The following is a 24,736-nucleotide window of genomic DNA, read 5'->3' as shown; positions in this document are numbered from 1 at the left end:
GGCCTTTGCCGCTGCTGAAAGAAAAACCCCGGACTGGCGGGGCCGGTCCGGGGAGTTGCCGGCCCGTGACTCGCGGTGACAGAGCCAGGGCCGATAGGGAGGCAATCGGAAGATCAGAGGCCGTAAACCGGCTTCACTTTCAATTTGACGTCCGCGCGCCGGGCCATCGGATCGACCAGCCCGGATTTGGCGCTGGCGGCAATCGTGACCGGCTCGTAAGAGGTCTGGACCCGCGGGGCGGAGATGCCGTTCGAGGCAAGCGCTTCCAGCACGGAAGCGGCGCGGGCTTCTGACAGGACGGCCAGTTCTGCGTCAGACCCGGTCTCTTCCGAAACGACAGACACATCGATCCGCGTAACGGCACATCCGGAGAGATTGTCGCTCGCCGCGTTCAGTGCGCGGATGGAGTATGAGGAAAGCATGGATTCATGCGCTGAAAAATAGACCGACAGCTTCAGGTCGTCGCAGGAAGGCTTGCGCGCGACATAGACCGGCTCTGTCGGCGGGGGCGGAGGCGTATCCGAAACTGCAGGCAGTCCGGCGGCGGCAGCCAGGCCAAGACCGATCGCGGCAAACAATGCGGTTTTCATGGTCATACTCCTTCTCGTCTTTCTCTTGGGCACCCAAGGTTCCAATTGGCCGGTTGAGGTCCGGCTCTTCAGGTCAGGGGAAGGGATAGTGCCGCTTTGGGGCTGAAATGTGCGCCTCGTAAGATGAATGAGGCAGGCTCGGGGAAATTGAATGGAATCTGGTTTCGCGGCGCGTGACGAAATGAATTCAATGCGTTGTGGCCGATATTCGCCTGTGACGTGTGCGATCGGTCCGGCAGGGCAGGGTAAATGGGGCCGGAAAGGGGCGCCGCCGCAGCGATGCGCGCGCCGGGTGGTCTGGCCGCTTGCATCCTCTGAGGCTTGCCAGTAGTGACGGGGCTCTGGGAGCCGGCTTAGCTCAGCTGGTAGAGCGTCTGATTTGTAATCAGAGGGTCGCGGGTTCGAGTCCTGCAGCCGGCACCATAGGAAACAAGGACTTAGGGTCGCTGTTGATCCAGCCTCCTTTGTGCTCGGAAGCACCAGGGAAGCGCTTGGGCCAGTTTACACGTCCGATACACACTCTTAACTTCATGAAATAGATGGGAGGCGGTGGTGTCAGAAGGTCCATTGAGTGATTATCGTTCTCTCGCAATTCGCGTGCTCAGAAACGCAGATTCCAATCAGAAAGAAGCACTAAGGGTTTGGTCTGAACAACTCCTGGCTCTTCAGCGTTCAGATTTGGAGGTGCTGACGAAAGCGAAGGAAGCGCTGAAGCTTACTGCTGGTAGCAAGGTTGTAATCCCGGTCCTGAAAATCATTGCCAAAGAACTGAAACTCGACAAATTCGACGTGTCGAAAATTCGGCTATCATCCTCAAAAGATATTCTAAATTCGATCCGGAGTTTTTGGAGGGATCGGAGTCTGGCAGCGAAGCTCGGTCTGGGTGCGAGCACCGTTGCGTTGGCAATATTTGGTACCAAAGGAGCGGGTATTGCTGCGCTTGGAACCGCAATCGGTGTTCCGCTCTGGGTAGTGTTTGGTGCTGGCGCCACTTTCATTGGCGTTCTGTACGAAGAGATAACTGGCAAAAAACCGGACGTGACCACCACATACACGGTCATAGATGCGAAGGATAAGGGTGGCGCAGGTATTGCTGGCCGAATTAGTCGGGCGATAAAATCCATTCGCCCCCAGTGAGGCTAAAATCTTTGCAAAGGCACTCTTAGAACTTCTTGGCGACGAACTGAGACAAATTCAGCGATGCACTCCGCTTGCCCTTCAGACCCCTTTGCAAATAGAAACGAAGGCGCATCTCGAAAGTCGCTTTGTTTGACATCCAGAGCGGCCAATGCGTCAATATTTGCCTTAAGGCGTAGCCTTTTCGACCCGCGGATTTTCTGAAAGATGAAAGTCATGGAGCTATTGCGGGTCTGAACGTCCAACAGCTGGCATTGTCAGCGGAACCGGGGTTGAGGAGGTGAATTCGGAAGCTTAGCTTCGGAAAATGACCAAATCGCCATTTCGCTACTTCAAGACGTCACCTGAAATCATCCAGCTCGCGGTCATGATGTATGTCCGCTTCCCGCTGTCTTTGCGGAACGTCGAAGACCTGCTTCACGAGCGCGGTATCGATATTTGCCACGAAACGGTCCGCCACTGGGTCGATCGGTTCGGTACTTATTTTGCACACAAGATCCGGAGGCGGCGTTCGGAAGCTATGCGGCAGAGTCCGCAATGGCGATGGCACTTGGACGAGGTGTTTGTGAAGATCCGTGGTCAGACTCACTACCTTTGGCGCGCGGTTGATCATGAGGGAGAGGTGCTCGAGTCGTATGTAACAAAGACTCGGGACAAGGCTTCCGCATTGAAATTACTGAAGAAAGCCATGAAGCGGTACGGAAATCCACATGTTGTTGTGACGGACAAATGTCCATCATATCGGGCGGCCATGAAAGTGATCGGGAGCGAGAGGCGTCAGGAGACCGGCCGGCACCTGAACAATCGCGCCGAAAACTCACACCTGCCGTTTCGCCGACAAGAGCGGGCGATGTCCCGCTTCCGTCGCATGCGAAGTCTCCAGAAGTTCGTTTCAGTTCACTCGTCAGTGTACAATCACTTCAACTTCGAAAGGCACATCAACACCAGAATCCGGTTCAAACAGAAACGAGACGCCGCGCTTCGTGAATGGCGTGAGCTTCTCGTTGCATAGCACCTGCTCGTCCGCGAATTACGGAGACTGGTTCGAGTTAGTCTGACAGCACCCTTCTGGGGAAGCCAATACTCGTCGGCGCTCCTGAACGACCTGCTTAGAACTTGGCGTGCCGCTGAAGGAAAAGGCGAAGAAGCGGTTTGCTTCAGAGCATCCCTCAGAAAACGGTATCTGTGGTTCGAAGGCTGCTGACCGGAGCTATCAGCTTGGGTTCAGTGATGCTCCGGGTCAGCAGTGGCTTTGATATTATATCAGTTCATTGAATAAAAACCTGAGCCTTCACAGGCATCACGCGTGTCCCATAGCGTTGTTGGGTCAAGGAATATGACTTCGAGATGGGGCGCCAATGCAGCGGTCCAAGGCGATCCAAGGGAGGAATAAAATTATGTCGAGATCAGGAAACCTGTCAGCTGTGTCAATGCTTGCCATGGCTTGTGTGCTGTCCGGTGGTGTCGCGGCAGCTCAGGGGACGAGCGAGACCTCATCGACTGAAGCGGTCGATCAGGTCCGAAGTGAAGAAGGTGTAACGGACGCAGTCGCTGACGATGAGGTCGTGCTGGAAAGGGTGAAGGTAACTGGAAGCCTTATCCCGAGGTCGACGTTTGAATTGCCGTCACCGGTTACTGTTGTTGATGCGGAAGAACTGGCCAAAAGCTCGCCTTCGACGCTTGCTGCTGCGCTCAATAATCTACCTGCTCTTGTGGCAGATAGTGGGCCAACTGCTTCATCTGGTACGTTGCGTTCGGCAGGGCAAAACTTTTTGAACTTGCGAGGGTTAGGCAACGACCGAACTCTGACCCTTGTCAACGGGCGCCGCTTCCCGGGCTCGACGCCTGGCGGACAAGTAGATACCAACATGATCCCACAAGGTTTGGTTGAGCGTGTTGAGGTTGTCACTGGTGGGGCTTCTGCGGCTTATGGTTCTGACGCTGTGGCTGGCGTCATCAACTTCATACTTGATACGGATTATGAAGGCGCGAAGGTTTCCGGAAGTGTCGGTATTACCGAAGAGGGTGACGGGTTAGAACAACGTATCTCCGGAACGTATGGCAAAGCGCTTGGGGAAAATGTCAATTTTATCATCAGTGGTGAATACTACGATGCTGATGGAATCGACGGCGATGCCCGTGATCACCGCACACAAGGCCGGTTTCAGGTTAGTAATCCAAATGGGGATGGTACCGCCGCGAACCCTGATAGGATTGTCATTGGACAAGCGCGTATTGCAGACGGCAGCCTGGGCGGCCTCATTACGTCGTCAGGTCGTGGGGCTTCCGCATTTACCCAGTCACTAGTTGGCCTGCAGTTTAATCCAGATGGCACGACATCGGTGTTTGATACCGGAACTTTTTCAAACGGCGCTTTCCAGAATGGCGGCGATGGTGTCAATCTGGGTCTGTATGCCCCCATTTCGCGTCCGCTATCGCGCGCCACTGTTTACTCAGGGTTGGAGTTTAAGCCTACCGAGAACATGACTCTGTTCGTAAACGGTGGTTATTCGGCCTATGAGTCCAGCAATACGCTTATTCCGTTCCACGCGGGCCGCGACGGCGCGACGATAAGTGCAAGCAATGCGTTCTTGCCTTCTGTTATTGCATCTCAGATGACTAGCCGAGACACATTTCGCCTCGGACGTTACGATTCAGAGTTCGATATGGAGCTCCAGGCCGAGGGCCAAAACAAGAGGCTAGAGCTTGGCTTCGAATATGAGGCGGGTGACTATTATCTCGTTGTCTCTGGTCAGTATGGAGATAATGCCGAGAAAGCCCGGATCCTAAACAACGTGATCCCCAGTTATTACGCTCAGGGAATCGATTCAAGATTGGTCAACGGCCAAGCTGTTTGTGCAGATACGTCCAATGGTTGTGTTGCGATCAATCCTTTTGGCATTGGGTCGTATACTCAGGAGATGATCGACTTTTTCACCGACACGTCGGCGGCGGATACTGACGTTGAGTCGACGGTCGCGACGGTCTTGTTCAGCGGCCCGTTGATTGACGGCATTGGTGCCGGACCTTGGGACTTTGCGGTTGGCGCCAGTACTCGCTCAGAGAAAGTCGAAGTAACAGTCGACGAAAAGAGCGAGCAGAGCCTTTACTCGACGAATAACCTAAAAGCATGGAGTGGTGAGCGCACCGTCAGCGAAATCTTTGCTGAGTTGAATATGCCGCTTATCAAAGATGAGGTGGGTGCTGAGCTTTTGGAAGTAAACGTCGCGGGGCGCCATACTGACTATGAATTCACGGACGCGGTTGATACGTGGAAGGTGGGGATAAACTACCGACCATTCTCTGACCTTCGTTTGCGGGGATCAGTCTCTCGCGATATTCGAGCAGGCGGACTGGGAGAATTGTTTACACGTGGACAGTCTGGCACTTCTCGGACGCTGTTTTTCGATACTGTCACGGACCCGGTCAATCCTCCCGCATACCAAATTTTGACGACGCAGTCTGGCAACCCGGACCTGCGTCCGGAAATTGCTGATTCTGTCGTCATCGGATTTGTGTACACTCCTTCGTGGGCCCCGAGCCTTAATGTTAGCCTTGATTGGTTCGATATTCAGATTGAGGACGCCATTTCCACGTTGAGCGGACAGTTGCTTATAGATCAGTGTGCGGACGGATTTACCGAAGCGTGCGATAAAATTATTCGTAACGACACCGGAACCATTATTGAGCTTTTAAACTCCAACTTCAATCTGGATCAACTGACGCTAAAAGGGTTGGATGTCGACGTGCGGTACGTCGTGGATGTCGGACCTGGTAGTCTTCGGTTGCGAACGCTCCTTAGCCGAATGGATGAGCAAGTCGAGACTGACGCAATATCGGGTGCGGTTGTAAATCGTATCGGTGAAGTGCCAACCCCAGAGTGGCGCGCTCTCGTTTCCATGAACTATGATTTGGAAGAGTGGAATTTTTTCCTTCAAGGCCGGTATCGAGGAGAAAGCCAGCTGGAGCCGACATTCGGTCCGGGAGATGCGGAGTATAATGATGTTCCGTCATCGGTGTATTTGGACGGTCAAATCGGTTATGACATTGGCAATAACATGAACATGTACTTGAATGTGCAGAATGTATTGAACAAAGAGCCCGTGTTCTCTCCTGAGTCCACAAACCTTTTTTACAGTTCTTCAAATCAAAGTGCTTTCGACCAGGTTGGGCGGACGTTCCGTGTTGGTTTCAGAGCAACGTTCTGATCCCGGATGAATGCCAACGCCAGAGGTGTACTATGATACTCAAAATTAGTCTTGAACCAGTGGGATCCTCCTTCACGGTGAAGGCCGCTCTAATGGCTCTGGCGTTGGCTGCCTGTACACCTGCTCAGTCGCCGGCGGGTTCATTGAGTGGCCAAAGCTATAACGCGAATGTGGAAGACGATCTCGAGAGCCCGTCAGTTATCGCGGCGAAGGGAGTGAAGGCAGCAGAAGCGTTCCCCGGTCTCGCCAGCCTGTGCGATCTCGAAATGGTCTTTCAGAATGTCAACGTCCCTAGGTCCGCGACTGAACAGCGATCCAATGGTGAAAGAACAGAGAGCGAAGGCGAACGGCGCTCAAGGGGAGAAAGAGAGACACTGCCTCCGATGCAGGTGTTCGACAATCTGTATTTCGTGGGCAATGCAGGTGTATCTGCCTGGCTTGTTGGAACACCTGAAGATGGTTTCGTTCTGTTCGACGCTCTCACTTCGAATGAGGCAGCCGAGCAAGACATCATAGGCGGTATGAAATCGCTCGGCCTCGATCCGGCAGACATCAAGCGCTTCATCATTTCCCATGGTCACGGCGACCATTATGGCGGCCACCGCTACCTGGTACAAGCGCTCGGATTACCGGTTGAAATGAGCGCGCCGGATTGGGAACTCTCCAGCAGACTGGGCATCCATCCCAGATTTGGGCCTGCTCCGGAGGACGGCCTCACAGTAGAAGATGGCGAGCAGATCATTCTCGGCAACACGACAATCAATCTCTACGTCACATCTGCTCACACGCCCGGGACGATCTCGCCGATTATGACAGTGTTCGATAATGGGGAACCCCACCGCGCTATTCTCTGGGGCGGGACGGGCTTGAATTTCGGACCCGACCCGCGGCAGTTACGTGACTATGCGGCATCGGCCAGCCGGCTTCGCGAGCTGTCTAAGGAGCAGGGGGTTGACATATTCTTGTCAAACCATCCAGCCAGAGACGGCTCCGACAAGTCTATGCGAGACCTGATCAATCGGGGGGAGGGAGATCCACACCCCTTTGTAATGGGAGAAGCGGCGCTAGCGGTTTTTGATGTTCTCGAGAGCTGCGCCAAGGCTCAAGCGGTGCGCATCGAAACGGGGCAGTATGTTGAGCCGGAATAACGAACCCCTATTGGGCCGCATACGAATTACCACTGCAAGTCTGATCGTTTTTCTCGGTGTCGCCGGATGTAGCCATGATGCGCCGGAAACCAAGGTGGCAAATCAAGGCCAGTCCGGTCTCGATCGACCGTTTGCTATTGGCACGCCTGCTGAGATTCCTATGCGGATCGCAGAAATTGCGCCTCACTTCCATCTGGTGACAGGCCGAGGTGGTAACAGTCTCATTTTCGACGCAGGAGATTCATTGGTCCTGGTTGATACAAAGCTGATGTATCCGGCTGCCTGGCAGGAGTTGAAGTCACTTGGGCAGCAGGCAACCGGCGGCGACCGCTTCGATTGGGTCTTCATGACCCATCATCATGCGGATCATTCGGGCGGAAACGCTTTTGCTCAGGCCGACGGGGCAACAGTGATTGCGCAGACAAATACCTCAGAAACGCTTGAGCGCTACATCGCCAAGATTGCCCCGATGAACCCATCGAAAGCTGATGTGGTCTTTGATGCCGTTTATGAGCTCGATGTCGCCGGTCATCCTGTCAGAGCCTATTACTGGGGACCTGCACATACCAACGGGGATATTGCAGTACATTTTCCTGACGCCGGCGTGATCGCTGCCGGGGACCTGGTCTTCGGTTCAGGTACTTTTGCAGTGGATGCCATCGATGGCCGCGGAAGCCTGATCGGAGCGCTCGAAAGGGTTGATGATATTTTGTCGCTGGAATTCGAAATTCTGGTGCCGGGCCACGGCGAATACATCATGACGCGGGATGAAGTGGTGCTTTACCGTGAGCGGCTCTCCCTGCTGGTCGATCGCGGACGAGCTGCCGTGCGCCGCGGCGTGCCGGTCGACGGTTTGCGTGACGCGCTGGAAGGCCATGAACTCGGGTTCCGTCTGGCAGGGCATTTCTGGATGGACCCAAGATATGTTGCGCCAATTCATGCCGAACTGGTGGCACTCGAAGCGGAGCAAGAAACACCGTGAGAACTGCAAACCTTCTTGTTCTGACAACTTTAGCCGCTGCCGTTCCGACTGCGTTCGCAGATGAGGAGGCCGCGACCTCGAATGCTTTTGAGATAGAGGCTGCCTATACGGGCGCAGTCTGGTCCAACAAAGGGGGGCTGGCAGACGGCGAGCGGTATCTGGACAATCTTGGGCTATCGGTAACCGCAGATCTTGAGCGACTGACGGGGTGGCGCGGTGCAACGAGCCATGCAAGCATCCTCTACAATAATGGAAGTTCCTTGTCCGAGCTGACTGGCGATAGCCTCGTGGTGAGCAACATTGAAGCCGGCGTAGAAGCGCTGCGCCTTTACGAGGCCTGGATCGAGGCACCAGTTTCGCCTTCTTCTACGCTCAAGGTTGGGCTTTACGATTTGAACTCTGAGTTTGATGTTCTCGAGTCATCTGCACTCTTCATCGGAAGCGCACATGGAATTGGAATGGACATAGCCCAGACCGGGGAGAATGGTCCGTCAATCTTTCCGATCACAGGTTTCGCTGCGCGTCTCGATTTCAATGTGTCTGAGAATCTGACATTTCGTGTTGCAGTCCTGGAGGGGGTTCCTGGTGATCCTGATGACCCTGCTTCCACCGTCATCGATTTTGATGGAGATGAAGGTACTCTCCTTGTTGGAGAGTTCGCTCTGGATACTGACAGGTCGCGGGTCCTATTGGGTGCATGGGGGTATAGCGAAGAGTTTGATAGGTTTGATGGCCGGGGCACTGCGCCAAGTAGTGGCATCTATTTGCGCGGTGAACGTCTTTTGTCAGAGCAGGATTTTGGCGATGTCCGCGGTTTCGCACGCCTTGGTCTCGCAACGGGAGACGTTAATCCGTACAACGCCTTGGTTTCAGGAGGGCTGACGCTTGAGACGGCAGAATCTGGCAGCCTTGGGATTGCCGTTGCTTATGCGGGTGTATCCGACCGCTACAGGGGTGCAAACATTAGCAGCGCCGCAGGGGAAACGGTTATTGAACTCACCTATGCGTACGCATTAACCGACTGGCTCGAACTTCAGCCGAATCTTCAGTTCATCTCAAATCCATCGGCAGATCGAAGTATTGATGATGCCCTTGCTGTCGGACTTCGATTTACTGTCAGCCCGAAATTTTCTCCCTTTGGCGGCTAGTCCGGCACAAATGACTTGAGGTCTATGATGAAGCGATTCCGCCGCATTTTATTCTGGGCTCACCTTTCAGCTGGTGACCCAGCCCCCTGAATTCCGGCCATGATTGGTAATCTTTGTCCTGGCTGCAACCGGTGTCCTGCTGACTTATGAGCGCCAGATCATTGCTGCCGCAGAAGCCGCACTCGTGACAGATATCGAAGGCGATCGCCTAACTGCAGATCAATTGGTGGTGCTGGCTCAGGAGATCGGCGGCGAGTCTGCGACTGTGCGAATTCCGGCAAGCACCAATGATCCTGTAAAGGTACTTGCAGCCGGAGAGCAAACGCTGCTGCATCCTGTCACGGGCAGCACCCTTCTGGTGGGCCCGACCAGTGCCGCGAAGGTGTTTGAAACAATTACGCTGGTGCACCGATGGCTGGCGCCCACAAGCGCAGCGCACCCCTTGGGAAAGTCAGTCACAAATATCGCGACCCTCCTCTTTATCTTCCTGGCAATGAGCGGATTGTATCTTTGGACGACGCCTGTTTTCCGCTGGGCCATTCTCAAGTCGAAGCTGAAGCTCAATCTCCGCCCACCAACGGCAAAGGCGCGGGACTATAACTGGCACCACGTATTTGGATTCTGGATGTTTGTCCCAATTCTGGTCATGTCCGTGACCGGTACCGTGATCGCCTATGCTTGGGCGAATGCGCTTGTATTCGCAGCTTTTGGTGAAGCCCCACAAAGTCTACGGGCTCCGCGCGTTGAGCGTGCTGGGGTTCAACTGATGGAAGTTCCTGTCGACGCGGTTTCATTGCAGCGCAGACTGGAAGAGGCCGCCACCCGCGTTGCCAACTGGAACACCATCACACTTCCGGCTTACGCGAACCTGGCCGAACCGACGCCCTATGACATCGATTACGGCAACGGTGCGCAACCGCATCGCAGGTTGCGGGTCGTCGTTTCACCGCAAGGTGGGGTGATTGAACAAACCGAGACGTTCAGGGAGCGTTCGGCAGGTACGCGCGCAAGGCTCATTATCCGCTTCCTGCACACCGGTGAAGTTCTTGGACTGATTGGGCAGACTCTGGCGGGGCTTGGGTCGCTTGCCACCTTGGTCTGCCCCCACGAAAGTGGTCCATTATTTGAGTTAGTTCCGGCTTCAGATATGGAGCTGAGACATGGGCAAGAGATCAACGCCTGAAGAGATCATAGCGAAGCTGCGGGAGGTGGAGGTCCGCCTCGCGCGGGGTGAGACGACGGGTCAGGCCGTGCGTTCGATCGGGGTGACGGAACAGACATACTATCGGTGGCGCAAGGAGTATGGCGGGCTGCAGGTTGGCCAGGCCAAACGGCTGAAGGAGATCGAGAAGGAGAATGCGCGGCTGCGTCGCGCCATTTCTGATCTGACCCTCGACAACCAGATCCTGCAGGAAGTCATCAAAGGGAAAGTTCTGAGCCTTTCACGCAAGCGCGAGGCGGTCGATCATGTGGTGGAGACACTCGGCGCAACCGAGCGCCGGGCCTGCTGCGTGATCGGCCAGCACCGTTCCACCCAGCGCAAGCCGCGTGTGCCACGCCAGGACGAGGATGTGCTGACAGCGGCCATCATCGCCCTGGCTGAACGGTTCGGCCGGTATGGCTACCGCCGGATCACGGCCCTGCTGAGACGGGATGGCTGGCATGTGAACGAGAAGCGGGTGTATCGCATCTGGCGGCGTGAAGGGCTGAAAGTGCCAATGAAACAACCAAAGAGGCCGTCTCTGGCTGAATGACGGCTCCTGCATCCGGCTGAGGCCGATGCACAGGGCCATGTCTGGTCCTATGACTTCGTTCAGGACCGCACGCATGGCAAGGTGTTCCGCATGCTGTGTGTGATTGATGAGTTCACTCGCGAATGCCTCGCCATTCGTGTCGAACGCAAGCTCAACTCCGCGATGTCCTAGACACGCTGGGCGAACTGTTCGTGCATCATGGCCCGCCGGAGCATATCCGTTCCGACAATGGCCCCGAGTTCATCGCCACGGCCCTGCGCGGTGGCTTGGCCGGATCGGCGTGAAGACGCTCTATATCGAACCCGGTTCGCCTTGGGAGAATGGATACTGCGAGAGCTTCAGCTCCAAGCTCAGAGACGAGTTGTTGGCAGGGAAATCTTCTATGATCTCAGGGAGGCGAAAGTCCTGATCGAGACCTGGCGGTGGCATTACAACACCGCGCGTCCGCACTCTTCTCTGGGCTACCGACCGCCCGCGCCACAAGCCATCTTGCCCGCGGCGTTCATACCGCCTTACTGTGGGGAGGTAGCGGCATGAACGCCGCTACGTGGAAACCGCCGGGCTAATAAATCTGGTGGACCACTCCGGTGGGGCAGACCAGCGATTTATAGCGATGAGAGCTTTGGCCCCGTGGTTGGTATCCTCAGGGCCAAGGACGAGGCCGACGCCATAAGGCTGGCCAATGACACGCAGTACGGTCTCTCGGCTGCGGTCTTCACGCGGGACACGGCGCGCGGTCTTCGGGTTGCGCGACAGATCAGGTCCGGCATGTGCCACATCAACGGCCCCACCGTGCATGACGAAGCCCAGATGCCCTTCGGCGGTGTAGGGGCTTCCGGCTATGGCCGCTTCGGCGGCAAGGCCGGCGTCAATGAGTTCACGGAACTGCGCTGGATCACAATCGAGACCCAGCCGGGCCATTACCCCATCTAGATAAGAGGAGACGATCATGTCGACCAAGAGCAAAGCTGCTCCTGCCAAGGAGCGTGCCGAAGAAGATACCGTTGCGTTTGATGTTAGCGACGGGATCGCCTGGGTCCGGTTCAACCGCCCCGAGAAGCGCAACTGCATGAGCCCCAAGCTCAATCGCCAGATGATGCGCGTCCTCGATGAGCTTGAGTATCGCGAGGATGTCGGTGTTCTCGTCCTGACTGGTGAAGGCACGGCCTGGACCGCAGGCATGGACCTGAAGGAATACTTCCGAGAGAACGAAGCCAAGGGCCTCGGCGCGGTGCGTCAGGCGCAGCGGGAGTCCTATGGCTGGTGGCGCCGGCTGCGCTGGTATCACAAACCAACCATCGCCATGGTCAATGGCTGGTGTTTTGGCGGCGGCTACGGCCCTCTCTTCGCATGCGATCTTGCCTTCGCTGCCGAGGACGCACAGTTCGGCCTGTCCGAGATCAACTGGGGCATCCTGCCGGGCGGCGGGGCGACCAAGGTGGTTTCTGAGCTGATGCCCATGCGCAAGGCGATGTATCACGCCATGATGGGCGAGAACATTGACGGCAAGACAGCTGTCGAATGGGGGCTCGTGAATGAGGCACTGCCTGCTGATCAGCTTCGTTCGCGTGTTGAAGCCGTCGCGAAGGTCCTGCTCGAGAAGAACCCGGTTGCCCTAAAGGCGACCAAGGATGCGGTGCGCCGGGTCAAGGAGATGACCTACGACAACGCCGAGGACTTTCTCGTGCGGGCGCAGGAGGCGGCCAACTCCTTCGACAATGATGGCCGGAAGGAAGGCATCAAGCAGTTCATCGACGACAAGACCTACAAGCCAGGTCTCGGTGCGTACGATAAGTCAAAAAAAGGCTGAGCTATGCCTGCTGATGCCAATAAGGCGGCGGCCGGCGATATCGGCCGGCTGTTGCGCCCCAGATCGATTGCAATTGTCGGTGCATCTGAAAAACCCGGGGCACTTGGCAACTCGGTTCTTCTGAATCTGGAGAGACTTGGGTTCGACGGTGAGCTACATCTGGTCAACCCCAAGCGCGAGGAGATCGCGGGCCGCCGTTGTGTTAAATCAGTGGAGGATTTGCCTCTGGGGATCGACGCTGCAGTCCTCGCCATACCGAGAGCGTTCGTACTCGACGCAATCAGGGGGCTGGCGGAACGCGGCTGCGGCTCGGTGGTCATCTTCTCCGCCGGGTTTGCTGAGGCCGGCGATGCAGGGCTGGAAGAACAGCGTCAGATCGGCGAGATCGCCTTGAAGGCCGGTATGATTGTCGAAGGGCCGAACTGTCTCGGCTGTGTGAACTTCATCGATCAGATTGCGCTCACCTTTGTCGAAGCGCCTACTCCGAAACTCGGTGCCAGGAGGAAAGGAATTGCGATCGTCTCCCAGAGCGGTGCCATGGCTGCGGTTCTGGGAAGCAATCTGACTGACCGGGATATTGGCCTGTCGTATTCGGTATCGACTGGAAACGAAGCTGCCTCCGGGGTCGAGGATTTTGTTGAGTACATGATTGCTGACAAAAACACGTCGGTGATCGCGATGATCGTCGAGCAGTTCCGCAACCCTGCGCGTTTTCTAGAGCTTGCCGCCAAGGCCCGCAGGGCCAAGAAGCCCATCGTTCTGCTTCACCCTGGCAAGTCAACAGCCGCTGCAGAATCAGCCGCAACCCATACGGGGGCCATGGCAGGTGATTACAGCGTGATGCGCACAAAGGTCGAGCGTGCTGGCGTCATCGTCGCGGATACGCTGGAAGAACTCGGCGACATTGCTGAAATCGCCGCGCGCTGTAGGCAGCTGCCGAGTGGTGGATGCGTGGTGCTGACCGAGTCCGGCGCGTTCAAGGCGCTGACGCTTGATCTGGCTGAAGAGATTGGCCTCGACCTACCCAAGTTGACCGACGCGAATGCTCCGGAACTGCGCGCTGCGATGCCGGAATTTGTCGCCGTTTCGAATCCGGTTGACATGACTGCGCAGGCGTTGGTTGACCCTGATATGTACAGACGGGTGCTTTCAGCTGCCGTTGGAGACAAACGGTTCGGTTCAGTCGTTCTCGCTATTATCCAGACGGACCACTCGACCACTGACAAGAAGTTTCCGCCCATCATCGACGCGCTTGGTGAACTGAAATCTTCAAAGCCGATCATTGTGACCGGGATCGACGAAGGCGGGGTCGTTCGCAAAGCCTACGTCAAAGGCGTCAGGCGAAAGGGCTCGGCCTACTTTCCGACGTCAGATCGCGCCATGCGCGCCATTGCGAAGCTTTCAGCGTATTCTGGTCAAGACTTTAGCGAATCCAGGCGGAAACCTCTCAAGGCCAGAAAGGCCCTGGTCGCGGGCGTCGTACCGGAGTTCCGTGCCAAGGAGATACTGGGTCCACTCGGCGTGCCATTTCCAAAATCGAAGTTGGCCAGATCAAAGCATGAAGCGATTGAGGCGGCTAAAGCGCTCGGATATCCAGTCGTCCTTAAAGCGCAATCAGCGGAGCTTTCGCACAAAAGCGACGCCGGCGGAGTCATGGTCGGATTGCAGTCAGCTGATGAAATTGCGTCCGCCTGGGACAAAATGCAGTCGAGCGTCACCAGCTACAAACCCGGCCTCGAACTGGATGGCATTCTCGTCGAGTCCATGGGCGACCGCGGTGTCGAGCTTATCATTGGCGCAAAGAGCGAACCAGGTTGGGGCCCCGTCATCCTCGCCGGCTTTGGTGGCGTGCAGGCCGAGCTCTATCAGGATGTCTGTTTGCTTTCGCCCGACTTGACCGAGGCTGCGATCATTGGCCAACTTAGACAGCTAAAAGGCGCAAGGCTTCTTACGGGGTTCCGCGGATCAGCTCCCGTCGATCTGGAGGCCGTGGCTGAGATCATCTCTACGATTGGACGGCTGATGATCGGAGAACCAGATATTCGGGAAATCGATCTCAATCCGGTCGTCGCCTACCCGAAAGGTAAAGGCGCTGTCGCGCTAGATGCATTGATGCTGATTGCGAGGGAATAGCTTATGTCTTCGGCATTGTATCGGACGTTATACTCGCTGCTTGCGTGCCTTGCAGCCTTCTGCCTGACCGCGTGCGTATATGGCACTGCGAAGCCCCGTGTGATGTCAAACATTGAGTATGGTCCCGGCGCGCGCAACCAGATGGATATTTACTTGCCGGCCAATCCCAAAGGTGCCCCGGTGGTGATCTTCGTCCACGGTGGCCGATGGATGCGCAATGACAAGAGCCAGGTCGAGCTCTATGATCGTATCAGGAAATTCAACGACGCTGGGTTCGTGCTGGTATCCTTCAATTACACCTACGCAACCGAAAAGATCTGGCCGGCTCAGCTTGATGACACTCTATCAGTGATCGCCTTCGTCCGTGCACAGGCGGAGTCCATCGGATATGATGCGGATCGGATTGCGCTGTACGGACAGTCGTCCGGAGCGCATCTCGCTTTGATGGCAGCTCTGAAACTGGCCGAGACACCCGGTGACGGCGTCGACGCCGTTGTATCCTGGTACGCACCATCGGATCTTTACAATATAGCGGCTGACCGTGCGGGTGACGATGTGCCTGACCGAGATCCGGCCGTGTCGGGGCTTGCGCCGGAGGATGTCCTCCTCGGAGTTTCTACCACTGAAAATAAAGCCGCTGCTGACGCGGCCAGTCCCGTCCCTTATCTGCTGTCTATGGCCAACGGCGCGAAGCTACCTCCACTTCTGATCGTTCACGGGGACGCCGACACTGTAGTCTCGCCGCTTCAGAGCGAACGCCTCTACCAGGCTTGGCGGGCCTATAGCGGAGATGGCGGCGCGAAACTCAGATACGTGAAGGGCGGAGGACACGGCGGCGCGCGCTTTGAGAACGAACCTTCCATAGCGATTGCATTTCTTAAGGCACATCTGGAAAAACCGGACTGATCGACGCTTTTCAGAAAACGTCATAAGTGCCTATGATATTGCATGTGACATCACGGCCTGGGTTACCAGCGGGGCTTCAGAGCGGCAATCCGATGTAGTTTTCAGCGAGGGCGGTTTGCGCAGCGCGGGAGCTGGCAATGTAGTCTAGCTCTGCGACCTGCATGCGCCGACCGAACGCGTCGCCATCCGGAAAGCGGTGCATCAGCGTCGTCAGCGACCAGGAGAAGCGTTCCGATTTCCAGACCCGTGCGAGGGCCGTCTTTGAATAGGACGCAATGCCTTCCTCGGTGCCTTGCTTGAAGAACTGGATCAGCGCCCGCGATAGGTAGGCGACATCTGAGGAGGCGAGGTTCAGCCCCTTGGCGCCCGTCGGCGGCACGATGTGTGCCGCGTCTCCGGCCAGGAACAGGCTGCCGAGCTGCATCGGCTCGAATACGAAACTGCGCAGGGGCGCGATGGATTTCTCCAGCGCCGGGCCGCGTGTGATGCTGGCGCCTGCCTCTGGCCCAAGGCGCATGGCGAGTTCGTCCCAAAGACGATCATCCGGCCAGTCTTCGATCCTGTCAGTCAGGGGGACCTGCACATAGTAGCGCGATCGGGACTTCGAGCGCATGGAGCCGAGCGCAAAGCCGCGGTCGTGGTTGGCGTAGATCAGCTCTTCGTTGCAGGGGGGCACATCGGCTAGGATCCCAAGCCAGCCGAACGGGTAGATCCGCTCAAACGTCCTGCCGACGCTTTCAGGGATCGCCTTGCGGGACGGACCGTGAAAGCCGTCACATCCGGCAATGAACCTTGCGTCGAGGCGGTACTCGGCACCGTCCTTTTTGTATGTCAGGTATGGCGCGTCACTTTCAATGTTGTGGAGAGTGACATCACTGGCCTCGTAGACAACCTCGATGCCGCGCTCGGCGCAGGCGTCCATCAGATCGCGCGTTACTTCTGTCTGACCATACACCATGACGGTCTTGCCCGTCAGCTCGGCGATATCGATGCGGATAAGGCGCTCGCCGTCTGCAAGGTAAAAGCCATGATGTGGAAGGCCTTTTTTGTGCATGCGGGCGCCAAGGCCAAGTTCGTCCATAAGATCGACGGTGATCTGCTCCAGGACCCCCGCACGTATCCGGGAGAGCACATACTCAGCCGACTGGCGCTCGAGAATAACGACGTCAATACCGGCCTTGCGTAGCAGATGTCCAAGCATCAGGCCTGCCGGACCGGCGCCGATGATGGCAACATCGGACTTCATCACTTCATGCCCTGTTCGAGCCGGTAGAGCACTTCGTAGCAGGGCAGCACCTGGGCGACGGAACTGTTGGGCTCGCGGCCTTCACGGATCGCGGCGATGAATTCCCGGTCCTGTAGCTCGATGCCATTGATAGACACATCGACGCCGGAGACATCGACAGGCTCTTCGCGGCCCGTGACGAGATCGTCATAGCGGGCGATGTAGGTGCCATTGTCGCAGATGTAGCGGAAGAAGGTTCCGAGCGGCCCGTCATTGTTGAAGCTGAGGGAAAGTGTACAGATCTTGCCAGTCTCGGTTTTGAGCTGGATCGACATGTCCATGGCGATGCCGAGATCTGGGTGATGCGGACCTTCAATGGCCTGCGCGACCATGACTTTCTCACCGGTTTGATATTGGAACAGATCGACAGTGTGCGCGGCATGGTGCCAGAGCAGGTGATCGGTCCAGCTGCGCGGCTCGCCCTTGGCATTGGTATTGGTTCGGCGGAAGAAATAGGTCTGCACATCCATCTGCTGGATCGCGAGTTCGCCGGCCTTGATCCTGTTGTGAACCCACTGGTGGGACGGGTTGAACCGGCGCGTGTGGCCGACCATGCAGACAAGGCCTGTCTCGCGCTGCTTGGCCATCACAGCCTGTGCATCGGCCCAATTGTCGGCGAGTGGGATTTCCACCTCGACATGCTTGCCAGCGTCCATGCAGGCGATCGCCTGGGAAGCGTGCATCTGAGTCGGGGTGCAGAGTATGACAGCGTCGACATCGCTGCGGGCGAGGGAGTCCTCGAGATCTTCGGTCACATGACCGATGCCGTATTTGTCGGCAATCGCTTGGGTCTTTTCGAGGGTGCGTCCGACCAGACTGGTGACTTCAACCCCCTCGATCTTTGCAAGGGCATCGAGATGCTTTTCTCCGAACGCGCCGGCGCCGACGAGAGCGATCCTCATATCTCATTCTCCAAAACGATGTGCCCGACAGCCGTATTCGACGCAGGCACGTGATAGTGACGGTGAAGCTCGCGAACCCGGCCTTGGAGCGCGCCGCGCATGATCAGCCACATGACCATCTCGATGCCTTCCGAGCCTGTCTCGCGCAGGTATTCGATGTGAGGAATGTGGCGCAGGCGCTGTGGATCGGCCGTCAGGTCGTCGAGGAAGCGCTGGTCCCACTCCTGATTGATTAGACCGGCGCGTGGCCCCTGGATCTGATGGCTCATGCCGCCTGTGCCCCAGATCTGGACGTTGAGGTCTTCCGGGTAGCTTTCCACTGCGCGCGCGATCGCCTCACCGAGTTTCCAGCAGCGATTGCCGGAAGGCACGGGGTAGGTCACGACATTGACGGCAAGCGGCACCACTTTGACTGGCCAGTCCTCGGGTTGTCCGAACATGGCTGAGAGCGGGACCGTCAGGCCATGATCGACGTCCATCTGGTTGATGATCGTCATGTCGAAATCATCAAGGATGAGGCTCTCGGCGACATGCCAGGCAAAGTCGGGATCGTTCTTCACCACAGGTACAGGTCGCGGGCCCCAGCCTTCATCGGCGGGCTTGAACTCCTCCGCGCACCCGATCGCGAAGGTCGGGATGAGGTTCATGTCGAAGGCGGAGGCGTGGTCGTTATAGACAAGGATCACGACGTCCGGCCTGTTCTCCGGCCGTGCGATCCAGTCCTTCGTCCAGTCATAGCCGGCAAAGATCGGTTTGAAGTAGTCCTCATTGGTCTTGCCCTGGTCGATGGCGACGCCCATCAATGGCACGTGGCTCGACGCAATGCCCGCGGTCAGTCTGGCCATGTCAGTTGCCCTCCTTGATCGAGCGCAGGCCATTGGGCGAGCGCCCGCCGGCCATCATCATGGCCTTGTACTCATCAACGCTCATGCCGGTCATGGTGGAGACGGCCTGCACGAAGGAGAGGCCATCGGTGGAGAAAATCTTGGCGAGGTAGTAGATGTTGCCGCCGAGATCGAGCAGGCGGTTATAGTCGCGCGCAAGTACGGCTTCCTTCTGCTCGTCGGTCATCTTCCAGTCGGCGAGATAGGCCTTTTCGTCGGCCAGCCAGCGCTTGCGGTTTTCCGGCTTCATCAGGCTCATGGCGAACTGGTTCAGCCAGTAGCCCTGCCGCGCGCGCTTTGCGGTATAGACCCGCGTACCCGGAATGTCGTCAAATTCTGAGAGGTAGTCCTCGACCCTGTTACCCATTTGCAGCCATCCTTTCTATGATGCGGCGGGCATGAGCGCCGCCTGAATCGATGGAGAGCGTGCGAAGCGCCATGTCTGGATTTTCGGCGATGGAACGTTGCTGGCGCTCCAGGACTTCAATATCTTCGTTGAATATCCGGTTTTGTCCGGCCTTGATCCTTGCCGTGACGCCTGCATCGTTGATGTCAAAATTACGCGCCATGCCCCAGAAATAGTGGCAGCTGGTCTCGGTCTCTGGCGTCATCGAATCGATGACAAAGCCGCGCACGCCGCTGTCATGGCTTTCCAGCGTGTCGCCTGCCTCGACGGGTGACACGCCGACATCGATAATGACCGAGCACGGATCGAGGAACTGGCAGATCTGCCAGCGATCGACCTTGCCATTCTGCTTTAGCGCTTCGCGCCAGAAAGGCGGGGGATCAATGTTCGGCATCCACCGCGACAAGAAGACCTGGTCGCCTTCCACGCGGGTTTCCAACGGCGCTTCCATCAGCTCCTTCTGGCCGATCGAGCCCATATGGACATAGGTCTCGTGCGTGAGATCCATGAGGTTGTCGATGAACAGGCGGTAGTCGCAACCGACCCGCATATAGCCGCCGTCGAACACCCAGCCTTCGGTCGAGCAGGGCCAGAAATCCGGCACAAGCGCAGGGTCTGCTTTAGCGGCTTCGCCGATCCATACCCACACAAAGCGATGGTGCTCAGTGACCGGATAAACAGGTGTTGTCAGCTTCTCGTTCACGCGCTCGTTCGTTAGGGGCATTTCGCAGGGCTTGCCCTCGGGCGTCACCACAAGTCCGTGATACTTGCAGCGCAGATTGTCGCCCTCGCGAATGCCCATGGACAGGGGCAGGAGCCTGTGCGGGCAGGCGTCGCGCAGGGCAACGACGCTGCCGTCGAGTTTGCGATAAAGCACGATCGGCTCGCCGCAGATCTTGCGGGAGATCGGCGCGTTGGCGACTTCGCCGTCCCAGGCGGCGACATACCATTTGTTGCGGATGAAGCTCACCGGCCCATCTCCTTGAGCCGCTTGTCGAGGCGGGGATAAACCCGCCGCGCATTGCCCTCATAGATCGCGTGGCGGTCTTCATCGGAGAGGCCCAGCGCGTCGACATAGCGCTTGGTGTCGTCGAAATACTGACCGGTCTCGGGATCGATACCGCGCACCGCCCCGACCATTTCCGAACCGAACAGGATGTTTTTCTTGTCGATGACTCGGAAGAGAAGGTCGATGCCGGGCTGGTGATATACGCAGGTGTCGAAATAGACATTCTGCATGACGTGGCCGTCGAGTGCTGGCTGGTTCAGCATGTCAGCAAGCCCGCGATAGCGTCCCCAGTGATAGGGCACCGCGCCGCCGCCGTGTGGAATGATGAAGCGCAAATCCGGGAAGTCCTTGAACAGGTTGCCCTGAATGAACTGCATGAAGGCATTGGTGTCGGCGGCGATGTAGTAACTGCCCGTAGCGTGGAAGGCCGGGTTGCAGGATCCGGAGACGTGGATCATCGCCGGGACATCCAGTTCGACCATCGCTTCATAGAAAGGGTACCAGAACCGATCGGTGAGGGGGGGCGCCGTCCAGTGTCCGCCGGATGGATCCGGATTGAAATTGCAGCCCACGAAGCCGAGCTCATTCACGCAGCGGCGCAGCTCTTCAATCGAGGCCGTCATGTCCGTCTTCGGCGTCTGTGGCAGCATGCAGACCCCGACAAAAGTATCGGCATAGAGATCAACCACCCGGGCGACCAGGTCATTGCAGGCGCGCGACCAGTTGATGGCCGTTCGCTCATCCCCGACATGCGGCTCCATGGTGGAGGCGCGTGGTGAGAAGATCGTCAGATCCGCACCGCGCTCTCGGATGAGCTTCAACTGGTTGGCCTCGATCCCGGCGCGGATCTCGTCATCGGAGATGTCAGGGCGGGTCGGTTCCGGCAGCGACCGGTCCTTCAGGCGTGCCTTCTGCGCTTCCCGGTAATCGAGATGCTTCTGCGGTGCGATGGTATGGTGACCGTGACAATCAATGATCAGCGTCATGCACATTCCAGGACTTGGACCGCCGAAGCGGTGTTGGAGATCGGAATGTGATAGTTCCGGTGCACCTCGCTCACATTCGTTTGTCCGAGAATGCCGCGCGCCACAATCCAGTTGAGAATTTCCACACCCTGGGTGCCGGAGAGTTCGACCAGTTCGCGGGTGGAATAGCCAGTGATGCGCTCCGGATCGCCGATCAGCGAGTTGAGGCAGAGCGCATCGAATTCCGGGTTCATGAAGCCGGCGCGTTCGCCGTCCAGCTGATGCGAGAGCCCCCCCGTCGCCACGACGAGGACGTTCAAGTCGCGGTCATGAGCGCGGATGGCGTCACCAATAGCCTTGCCGAACTTGTAGCAGCGCGCTGCCGACGGCAGCGGATGCTGCACGGTATTGACCCCTATCGGAACGATACTTACGGGCGGGGACTGGTCGGGCCAGAAAAGTTGGAGCGGAATGGTGATCGCGTGGTCGATCAGCATTTCCTGGCATGTGGTCACGTCGAATTCCGCCTCGACGACGTGGTTAATGATTGCCCAGGACAAATCGGGATCGCCCCTGACCGGCTCGATGACGGGAATTCCCCAGCCTTCATCTCCAGATGTGTAGGTGCTTGCTGCGCCAATCGAGAAGGTCGGCATCTTGTCGAGGAAAAAGTTCAGTCCGTGATCATTCGACACGACAACGACGACGTCTGGCTTCTGTCGAACGAGCCATTCCCTTACCTTCAGAAAGCCGTCGAAGAACGGTTTCCAGTAAGGATCGAGTTGCAGGCCCTTTGCAATGGCCCCTCCAATAGCGGGTACATGCGAAGTCGAGGCGCTTCCGACGATCTTAGCCATTTTTGCCTTCCTTGGCGTTGACTCTTTCATTGTGGATGGAATAGGCGCTCAGCCTGGCTCGGAACTCGTCAGCAGTGACCCCAGTTTGCTGGGCGCCGAGGTCCTGAACATTCAGCCCGAATATTCCGGCAAACTTGGCCAGATAGTATACGTTGCCGCCCGCTGAGATTAGTTGCAGCACGTTGCGCGCCCGGACAGCTGCCCGTTGCTCATCATTGAGTCCGAAACGTTCGCAGTAGGCGTCTTCATCGGCCAGAAATGCTGCTCGATTGCGCGCTTCATTGAAGGAAAAGCACATACGATTGAGGGCATATCCTTTCTGGGCAAGATCGCCGTTGAAAAGACGAGTCCCAGGTATCGCTGGTTCAGACATTGGCTTCTCCTCTTTGGGGGACTCAGAAGGTTCCGATTGTCGGCTATTCTTAAGTGTCCGATCGCTTCGAAGCTTCGTCAGCCTGGCTTCGAACGGTTTGGTCGTGTCGTCGAAGCCGATCTCACCAAGGTCGCGCTGCCACTGGATGGTCCCGCGCGTCAGGAGAGGTTCTATGCCAAGGCTCTCTAGCGTTGCGCAGACATCTTCCATCTCTGCAGCGCGGCGGTGCCCGTGCACCAGCATGCGTTCAAGATTGTAATACGCGCGCTCAGCCCAGTCTTCGCCTAGCGAGGCCAGCACGTCTTCGGTGACGCCGGCTGCGTCAGCTGCAAGAAGACACTCCGCTGTCAGGGCTTCGATTCCCTTGATCATGACGGACCGCACCATCTTGATGGCAGAGGCCTGGCCGATCCTGTCGCCAACAGCGCGAATGTTTGAAAAGCCGATTTCAGTCAGCAAGGCAGCGGCCTCGTCTGCTCGGGGGCCGCTCAGGAGAAGCGGAACCGTGAGGGCCTTCGGCTGGACCGGCGCCATGATCGCGACATCGACATACCGTCCGCCTGCGGCCGCAATCGCTTCGCTCGCAGCTTGCTTGCGCTGGGGCGCGACGGAGTTCATGTCGAGAAAGAGCGTGCCGGGTGAGAGGTGTTGCGCGGCGTTCTGGGCAGCATGGAGGGCCTGATCGGCGGTCACCAGACTGAGCACGGTTGCCCCGCCAGATGTTGCTTCGGCGCAGGTCTCGCAGGCCCGGACTCCATGCTGCTCGAACTCCGTCAGTTTGGCGGTGCGCAGCATCGGATCTTCAGTTTTGATGTCGAAGCCGCGTGCAACAGCCCGCCAGCCCGGCGCGGCCGTAAAAATCTGTGCAGCTTCGCCAAATCCGATGAAGGCAACGTCCCTGATCATGCCAACATCCAGCCATGCAGCGACAGGTAGCGCCAATCAGAACTGATTAACAACTATAAGCTCAGGCGAACTCTTATGCATTGGCGCACGTTGTGCGGAGCGTATCGAGAAAGCTCTGCTGGAGTGCGGTCGGTCGCCAGCCTTCGCGATATGTGATCCCGATGCGCCGGGTTAGGCTGCCCGGCGCAGAGGCAACGATCTTCAGCCAACCGGCCTCCAGTTCGACTGCCACCTGATCCGGGGACAGGATAGTCAGGCAGTCCGTGCCGATGAGGATCTGCCGAATAGCTATTACCGAGCCGCACTCGATCTGCACGCGCGGAGAAGGGAGTTCTGCGTCCGAGAACATGGCTTCCCAGCTTTCTCGAAGTGGGACGCCGCGGCCCGGAATACACCAGTCGAATTTCGCAAGGTCTTCCAGTTCCGGCGGTCCGTTCCCGGCGGGCAGGGGGTGGTTTTTACGCGCCAGGATAACGGGGTGGTCATCAAATAGTGGTACCTGTATCAGGTCCGGTCCGGGCGGCGGATCGCGCAAGGCGCCAATCAGAAAATCGAGCTCGCCATCGCGTAGCGGTTCAATCAGTTCGATATGACTACCCTCAGCTACTCTCACTTGTGCGCTGGGGATCCGGGACTGGAATTTGACAATCGCGGTTGGCAAAACACGGGCTCGGCACAGCGGCATTGCGCCGATGCTGACTCTCCCTTGGGCGATTCCATGCAGGGATTTGAGTTCATCGGCGGCGGCGGCAAGTTCGGACTGAGCCAGTTTGTAGCGGCGCGCGATCATCCGGCCTGAGCGGGTCAGTTCGATGGCTCGTCCGCGACGCTCCACCAGCGTCTGGCCGAGCGCGATCTCCAGATCTGATACCGCCCGATGCAGCGATGCACGCGCCAGGCCGGTTTCCGCACTTGCCTCGGCATAGGACCCGGTGCGCGCTAGCGCTGTGAAAGCGCGTAGTTGCGCCTGCGATACGCGGCTGGACCTGATGAAGCCCAGCGCACATGTGACGCGCGGATAAAGCAGGACTGCGGCTGTGGTGGGTTTCATGCCATCGTGTTGGCGTTCGAACAGCTTGTGCCCGATCTGGTCCTCAAGCCGAGACAGACCCTGGGTGAGAGCTGGTTGGGTAATGTTTACCGCCCGCGAGGCGGCGAGCAGGGTGCCGAGCTCGAAGGTTTTTGCGAATGCCCGTAAATGGCGGAGATTGAACGATGAGTTGTCCATTTTAGTCTTGTTAGCACAAGCTTATACCTTTTCAGAAGTCCGAATGCAGTCGCCGCTCTGATCACGGCATAAGGTCTGTCGTCAGTTTGTTATCGGGAGGTCAGA

The 24,736-nt window shown here is 57.4% G+C and carries 20 protein-coding genes, 1 tRNA gene and 2 pseudogenes; 13 read left to right on the top strand and 10 right to left on the bottom strand.

The window, feature by feature from the left end:
* Window positions 1–113: 113 nt before the first annotated feature.
* Entirely contained in the window at window positions 114–590 is a 477-nt protein-coding gene (locus tag R3C13_RS00230) for a hypothetical protein (RefSeq protein WP_371308774.1), read from the bottom strand.
* A 347-nt stretch (window positions 591–937) separates the two neighbouring features.
* Between R3C13_RS00230 and R3C13_RS00225 the strand changes: the two genes are divergently transcribed.
* From R3C13_RS00225 to R3C13_RS00165, 13 genes and pseudogenes are all read left to right on the top strand, one after another.
* Window positions 938–1,013 (top strand) — tRNA-Thr (locus tag R3C13_RS00225).
* Between the two features lie 144 nt (window positions 1,014–1,157).
* Window positions 1,158–1,727: a hypothetical protein gene (locus R3C13_RS00220; RefSeq protein WP_371308773.1), complete on the top strand. Its 570-nt coding sequence runs from the start codon at window positions 1,158–1,160 to the stop codon at window positions 1,725–1,727.
* 307 nt (window positions 1,728–2,034) lie between these two features.
* The gene (locus R3C13_RS00215; RefSeq protein WP_371308772.1) at window positions 2,035–2,739 is read left to right on the top strand and encodes an IS6 family transposase; all 705 of its coding nucleotides are present in this window, start codon (window positions 2,035–2,037) and stop codon (window positions 2,737–2,739) included.
* Window positions 2,740–3,085: 346 nt separating this feature from the next.
* On the top strand, window positions 3,086–5,935 hold the full coding sequence (locus R3C13_RS00210; protein ID WP_371308771.1) for a TonB-dependent receptor plug domain-containing protein: 2,850 nt from the start codon (window positions 3,086–3,088) through the stop codon (window positions 5,933–5,935).
* A gap of 32 nt (window positions 5,936–5,967) precedes the next feature.
* Window positions 5,968–7,083: an MBL fold metallo-hydrolase gene (locus tag R3C13_RS00205; RefSeq protein WP_371308770.1), complete on the top strand. Its 1,116-nt coding sequence runs from the start codon at window positions 5,968–5,970 to the stop codon at window positions 7,081–7,083.
* Window positions 7,067–8,065: an MBL fold metallo-hydrolase gene (locus tag R3C13_RS00200; protein ID WP_371308769.1), complete on the top strand. Its 999-nt coding sequence runs from the start codon at window positions 7,067–7,069 to the stop codon at window positions 8,063–8,065. Before R3C13_RS00205 ends, R3C13_RS00200 begins: the two co-directional genes overlap by 17 nt.
* A complete protein-coding gene (locus R3C13_RS00195; RefSeq protein WP_371308768.1) occupies window positions 8,062–9,213 on the top strand; it encodes a carbohydrate porin in 1,152 nt (383 codons plus the stop codon). Before R3C13_RS00200 ends, R3C13_RS00195 begins: the two co-directional genes overlap by 4 nt.
* A gap of 103 nt (window positions 9,214–9,316) precedes the next feature.
* Window positions 9,317–10,396, top strand: coding sequence for a PepSY-associated TM helix domain-containing protein (locus R3C13_RS00190; protein ID WP_371308767.1), 1,080 nt, complete (start codon window positions 9,317–9,319; stop codon window positions 10,394–10,396).
* Window positions 10,374–11,504 (top strand): annotated as a pseudogene (locus R3C13_RS00185) (IS3 family transposase). Before R3C13_RS00190 ends, R3C13_RS00185 begins: the two are co-directional and overlap by 23 nt.
* Window positions 11,505–11,570: 66 nt before the next feature.
* Window positions 11,571–11,900, top strand: a pseudogene (locus R3C13_RS00180) (aldehyde dehydrogenase family protein); the annotation flags it as partial.
* 16 nt (window positions 11,901–11,916) lie between these two features.
* Window positions 11,917–12,777 (top strand): p-hydroxycinnamoyl CoA hydratase/lyase, encoded by an 861-nt coding sequence (locus R3C13_RS00175; protein WP_371308766.1) that lies wholly within the window; start codon window positions 11,917–11,919, stop codon window positions 12,775–12,777.
* A gap of 3 nt (window positions 12,778–12,780) precedes the next feature.
* Window positions 12,781–14,910 carry an acetate--CoA ligase family protein gene (locus R3C13_RS00170; RefSeq protein WP_371308765.1) on the top strand — a complete coding sequence of 710 codons (2,130 nt, stop codon included), beginning with the start codon at window positions 12,781–12,783 and terminating at the stop codon, window positions 14,908–14,910.
* 102 nt (window positions 14,911–15,012) lie between these two features.
* On the top strand, window positions 15,013–15,816 hold the full coding sequence (locus R3C13_RS00165; RefSeq protein ID WP_371308764.1) for an alpha/beta fold hydrolase: 804 nt from the start codon (window positions 15,013–15,015) through the stop codon (window positions 15,814–15,816).
* A gap of 76 nt (window positions 15,817–15,892) precedes the next feature.
* Here R3C13_RS00165 and pobA read toward each other — a convergent pair whose 3' ends face one another.
* The 9 genes from pobA to R3C13_RS00120 form a co-directional block, all read right to left on the bottom strand.
* The gene (gene pobA, locus R3C13_RS00160; protein ID WP_371308763.1) at window positions 15,893–17,062 is read right to left on the bottom strand and encodes a 4-hydroxybenzoate 3-monooxygenase; all 1,170 of its coding nucleotides are present in this window, start codon (window positions 17,060–17,062) and stop codon (window positions 15,893–15,895) included.
* On the bottom strand, window positions 17,062–18,003 hold the full coding sequence (locus tag R3C13_RS00155; protein WP_371308762.1) for a Gfo/Idh/MocA family oxidoreductase: 942 nt from the start codon (window positions 18,001–18,003) through the stop codon (window positions 17,062–17,064). The genes pobA and R3C13_RS00155 overlap by 1 nt, the downstream gene beginning before the upstream one ends.
* On the bottom strand, window positions 18,000–18,848 hold the full coding sequence (locus R3C13_RS00150; protein ID WP_371308761.1) for a class III extradiol dioxygenase subunit beta: 849 nt from the start codon (window positions 18,846–18,848) through the stop codon (window positions 18,000–18,002). Before R3C13_RS00150 ends, R3C13_RS00155 begins: the two co-directional genes overlap by 4 nt.
* A 1-nt stretch (window position 18,849) precedes the next feature.
* Window positions 18,850–19,254, bottom strand: a complete 405-nt coding sequence (gene ligA / locus R3C13_RS00145; protein ID WP_371308760.1) for a protocatechuate 4,5-dioxygenase subunit alpha — start codon at window positions 19,252–19,254, stop codon at window positions 18,850–18,852.
* Entirely contained in the window at window positions 19,247–20,263 is a 1,017-nt protein-coding gene (locus tag R3C13_RS00140; protein WP_371308759.1) for a Rieske 2Fe-2S domain-containing protein, read from the bottom strand. Before R3C13_RS00140 ends, ligA begins: the two co-directional genes overlap by 8 nt.
* Window positions 20,260–21,288 (bottom strand): amidohydrolase family protein, encoded by a 1,029-nt coding sequence (locus R3C13_RS00135; RefSeq protein ID WP_371308758.1) that lies wholly within the window; start codon window positions 21,286–21,288, stop codon window positions 20,260–20,262. Before R3C13_RS00135 ends, R3C13_RS00140 begins: the two co-directional genes overlap by 4 nt.
* Window positions 21,285–22,124 (bottom strand): class III extradiol dioxygenase family protein, encoded by an 840-nt coding sequence (locus R3C13_RS00130; protein ID WP_371308757.1) that lies wholly within the window; start codon window positions 22,122–22,124, stop codon window positions 21,285–21,287. Before R3C13_RS00130 ends, R3C13_RS00135 begins: the two co-directional genes overlap by 4 nt.
* Window positions 22,117–23,403 (bottom strand): protocatechuate 4,5-dioxygenase subunit alpha, encoded by a 1,287-nt coding sequence (locus R3C13_RS00125; protein WP_371308756.1) that lies wholly within the window; start codon window positions 23,401–23,403, stop codon window positions 22,117–22,119. The genes R3C13_RS00130 and R3C13_RS00125 overlap by 8 nt, the downstream gene beginning before the upstream one ends.
* Window positions 23,404–23,476: 73 nt before the next feature.
* On the bottom strand, window positions 23,477–24,631 hold the full coding sequence (locus tag R3C13_RS00120; protein ID WP_371308755.1) for a LysR family transcriptional regulator: 1,155 nt from the start codon (window positions 24,629–24,631) through the stop codon (window positions 23,477–23,479).
* Window positions 24,632–24,736: the final 105 nt, after the last annotated feature.

The organism is Hyphomonas sp. (assembly GCF_041398385.1).
GTDB lineage: Bacteria > Pseudomonadota > Alphaproteobacteria > Caulobacterales > Hyphomonadaceae > Hyphomonas.
Note: the sequence above shows the minus strand (reverse complement) of the source record. Positions and strands in the feature narration are given on the sequence as shown.

What these genes read in the sequence shown, in the direction of transcription:
- R3C13_RS00135 (WP_371308758.1), bottom strand. Translation starts at nt 21,288, where the DNA reads ATGACGCTGATCATTGATTGTCACGGTCACCATACCATCGCACCGCAG.
- R3C13_RS00200 (WP_371308769.1), top strand. Translation starts at nt 7,067, where the DNA reads ATGTTGAGCCGGAATAACGAACCCCTATTGGGCCGCATACGAATTACC.
- pobA (WP_371308763.1), bottom strand. Translation starts at nt 17,062, where the DNA reads ATGAAGTCCGATGTTGCCATCATCGGCGCCGGTCCGGCAGGCCTGATG.
- R3C13_RS00150 (WP_371308761.1), bottom strand. Translation starts at nt 18,848, where the DNA reads ATGGCCAGACTGACCGCGGGCATTGCGTCGAGCCACGTGCCATTGATG.
- R3C13_RS00205 (WP_371308770.1), top strand. Translation starts at nt 5,968, where the DNA reads ATGATACTCAAAATTAGTCTTGAACCAGTGGGATCCTCCTTCACGGTG.
- R3C13_RS00175 (WP_371308766.1), top strand. Translation starts at nt 11,917, where the DNA reads ATGTCGACCAAGAGCAAAGCTGCTCCTGCCAAGGAGCGTGCCGAAGAA.
- R3C13_RS00120 (WP_371308755.1), bottom strand. Translation starts at nt 24,631, where the DNA reads ATGGACAACTCATCGTTCAATCTCCGCCATTTACGGGCATTCGCAAAA.
- R3C13_RS00230 (WP_371308774.1), bottom strand. Translation starts at nt 590, where the DNA reads ATGAAAACCGCATTGTTTGCCGCGATCGGTCTTGGCCTGGCTGCCGCC.
- R3C13_RS00125 (WP_371308756.1), bottom strand. Translation starts at nt 23,403, where the DNA reads ATGATCAGGGACGTTGCCTTCATCGGATTTGGCGAAGCTGCACAGATT.
- R3C13_RS00210 (WP_371308771.1), top strand. Translation starts at nt 3,086, where the DNA reads ATGCAGCGGTCCAAGGCGATCCAAGGGAGGAATAAAATTATGTCGAGA.
- R3C13_RS00130 (WP_371308757.1), bottom strand. Translation starts at nt 22,124, where the DNA reads ATGGCTAAGATCGTCGGAAGCGCCTCGACTTCGCATGTACCCGCTATT.
- R3C13_RS00170 (WP_371308765.1), top strand. Translation starts at nt 12,781, where the DNA reads ATGCCTGCTGATGCCAATAAGGCGGCGGCCGGCGATATCGGCCGGCTG.
- R3C13_RS00165 (WP_371308764.1), top strand. Translation starts at nt 15,013, where the DNA reads ATGTCAAACATTGAGTATGGTCCCGGCGCGCGCAACCAGATGGATATT.
- R3C13_RS00215 (WP_371308772.1), top strand. Translation starts at nt 2,035, where the DNA reads ATGACCAAATCGCCATTTCGCTACTTCAAGACGTCACCTGAAATCATC.
- R3C13_RS00155 (WP_371308762.1), bottom strand. Translation starts at nt 18,003, where the DNA reads ATGAGGATCGCTCTCGTCGGCGCCGGCGCGTTCGGAGAAAAGCATCTC.
- ligA (WP_371308760.1), bottom strand. Translation starts at nt 19,254, where the DNA reads ATGGGTAACAGGGTCGAGGACTACCTCTCAGAATTTGACGACATTCCG.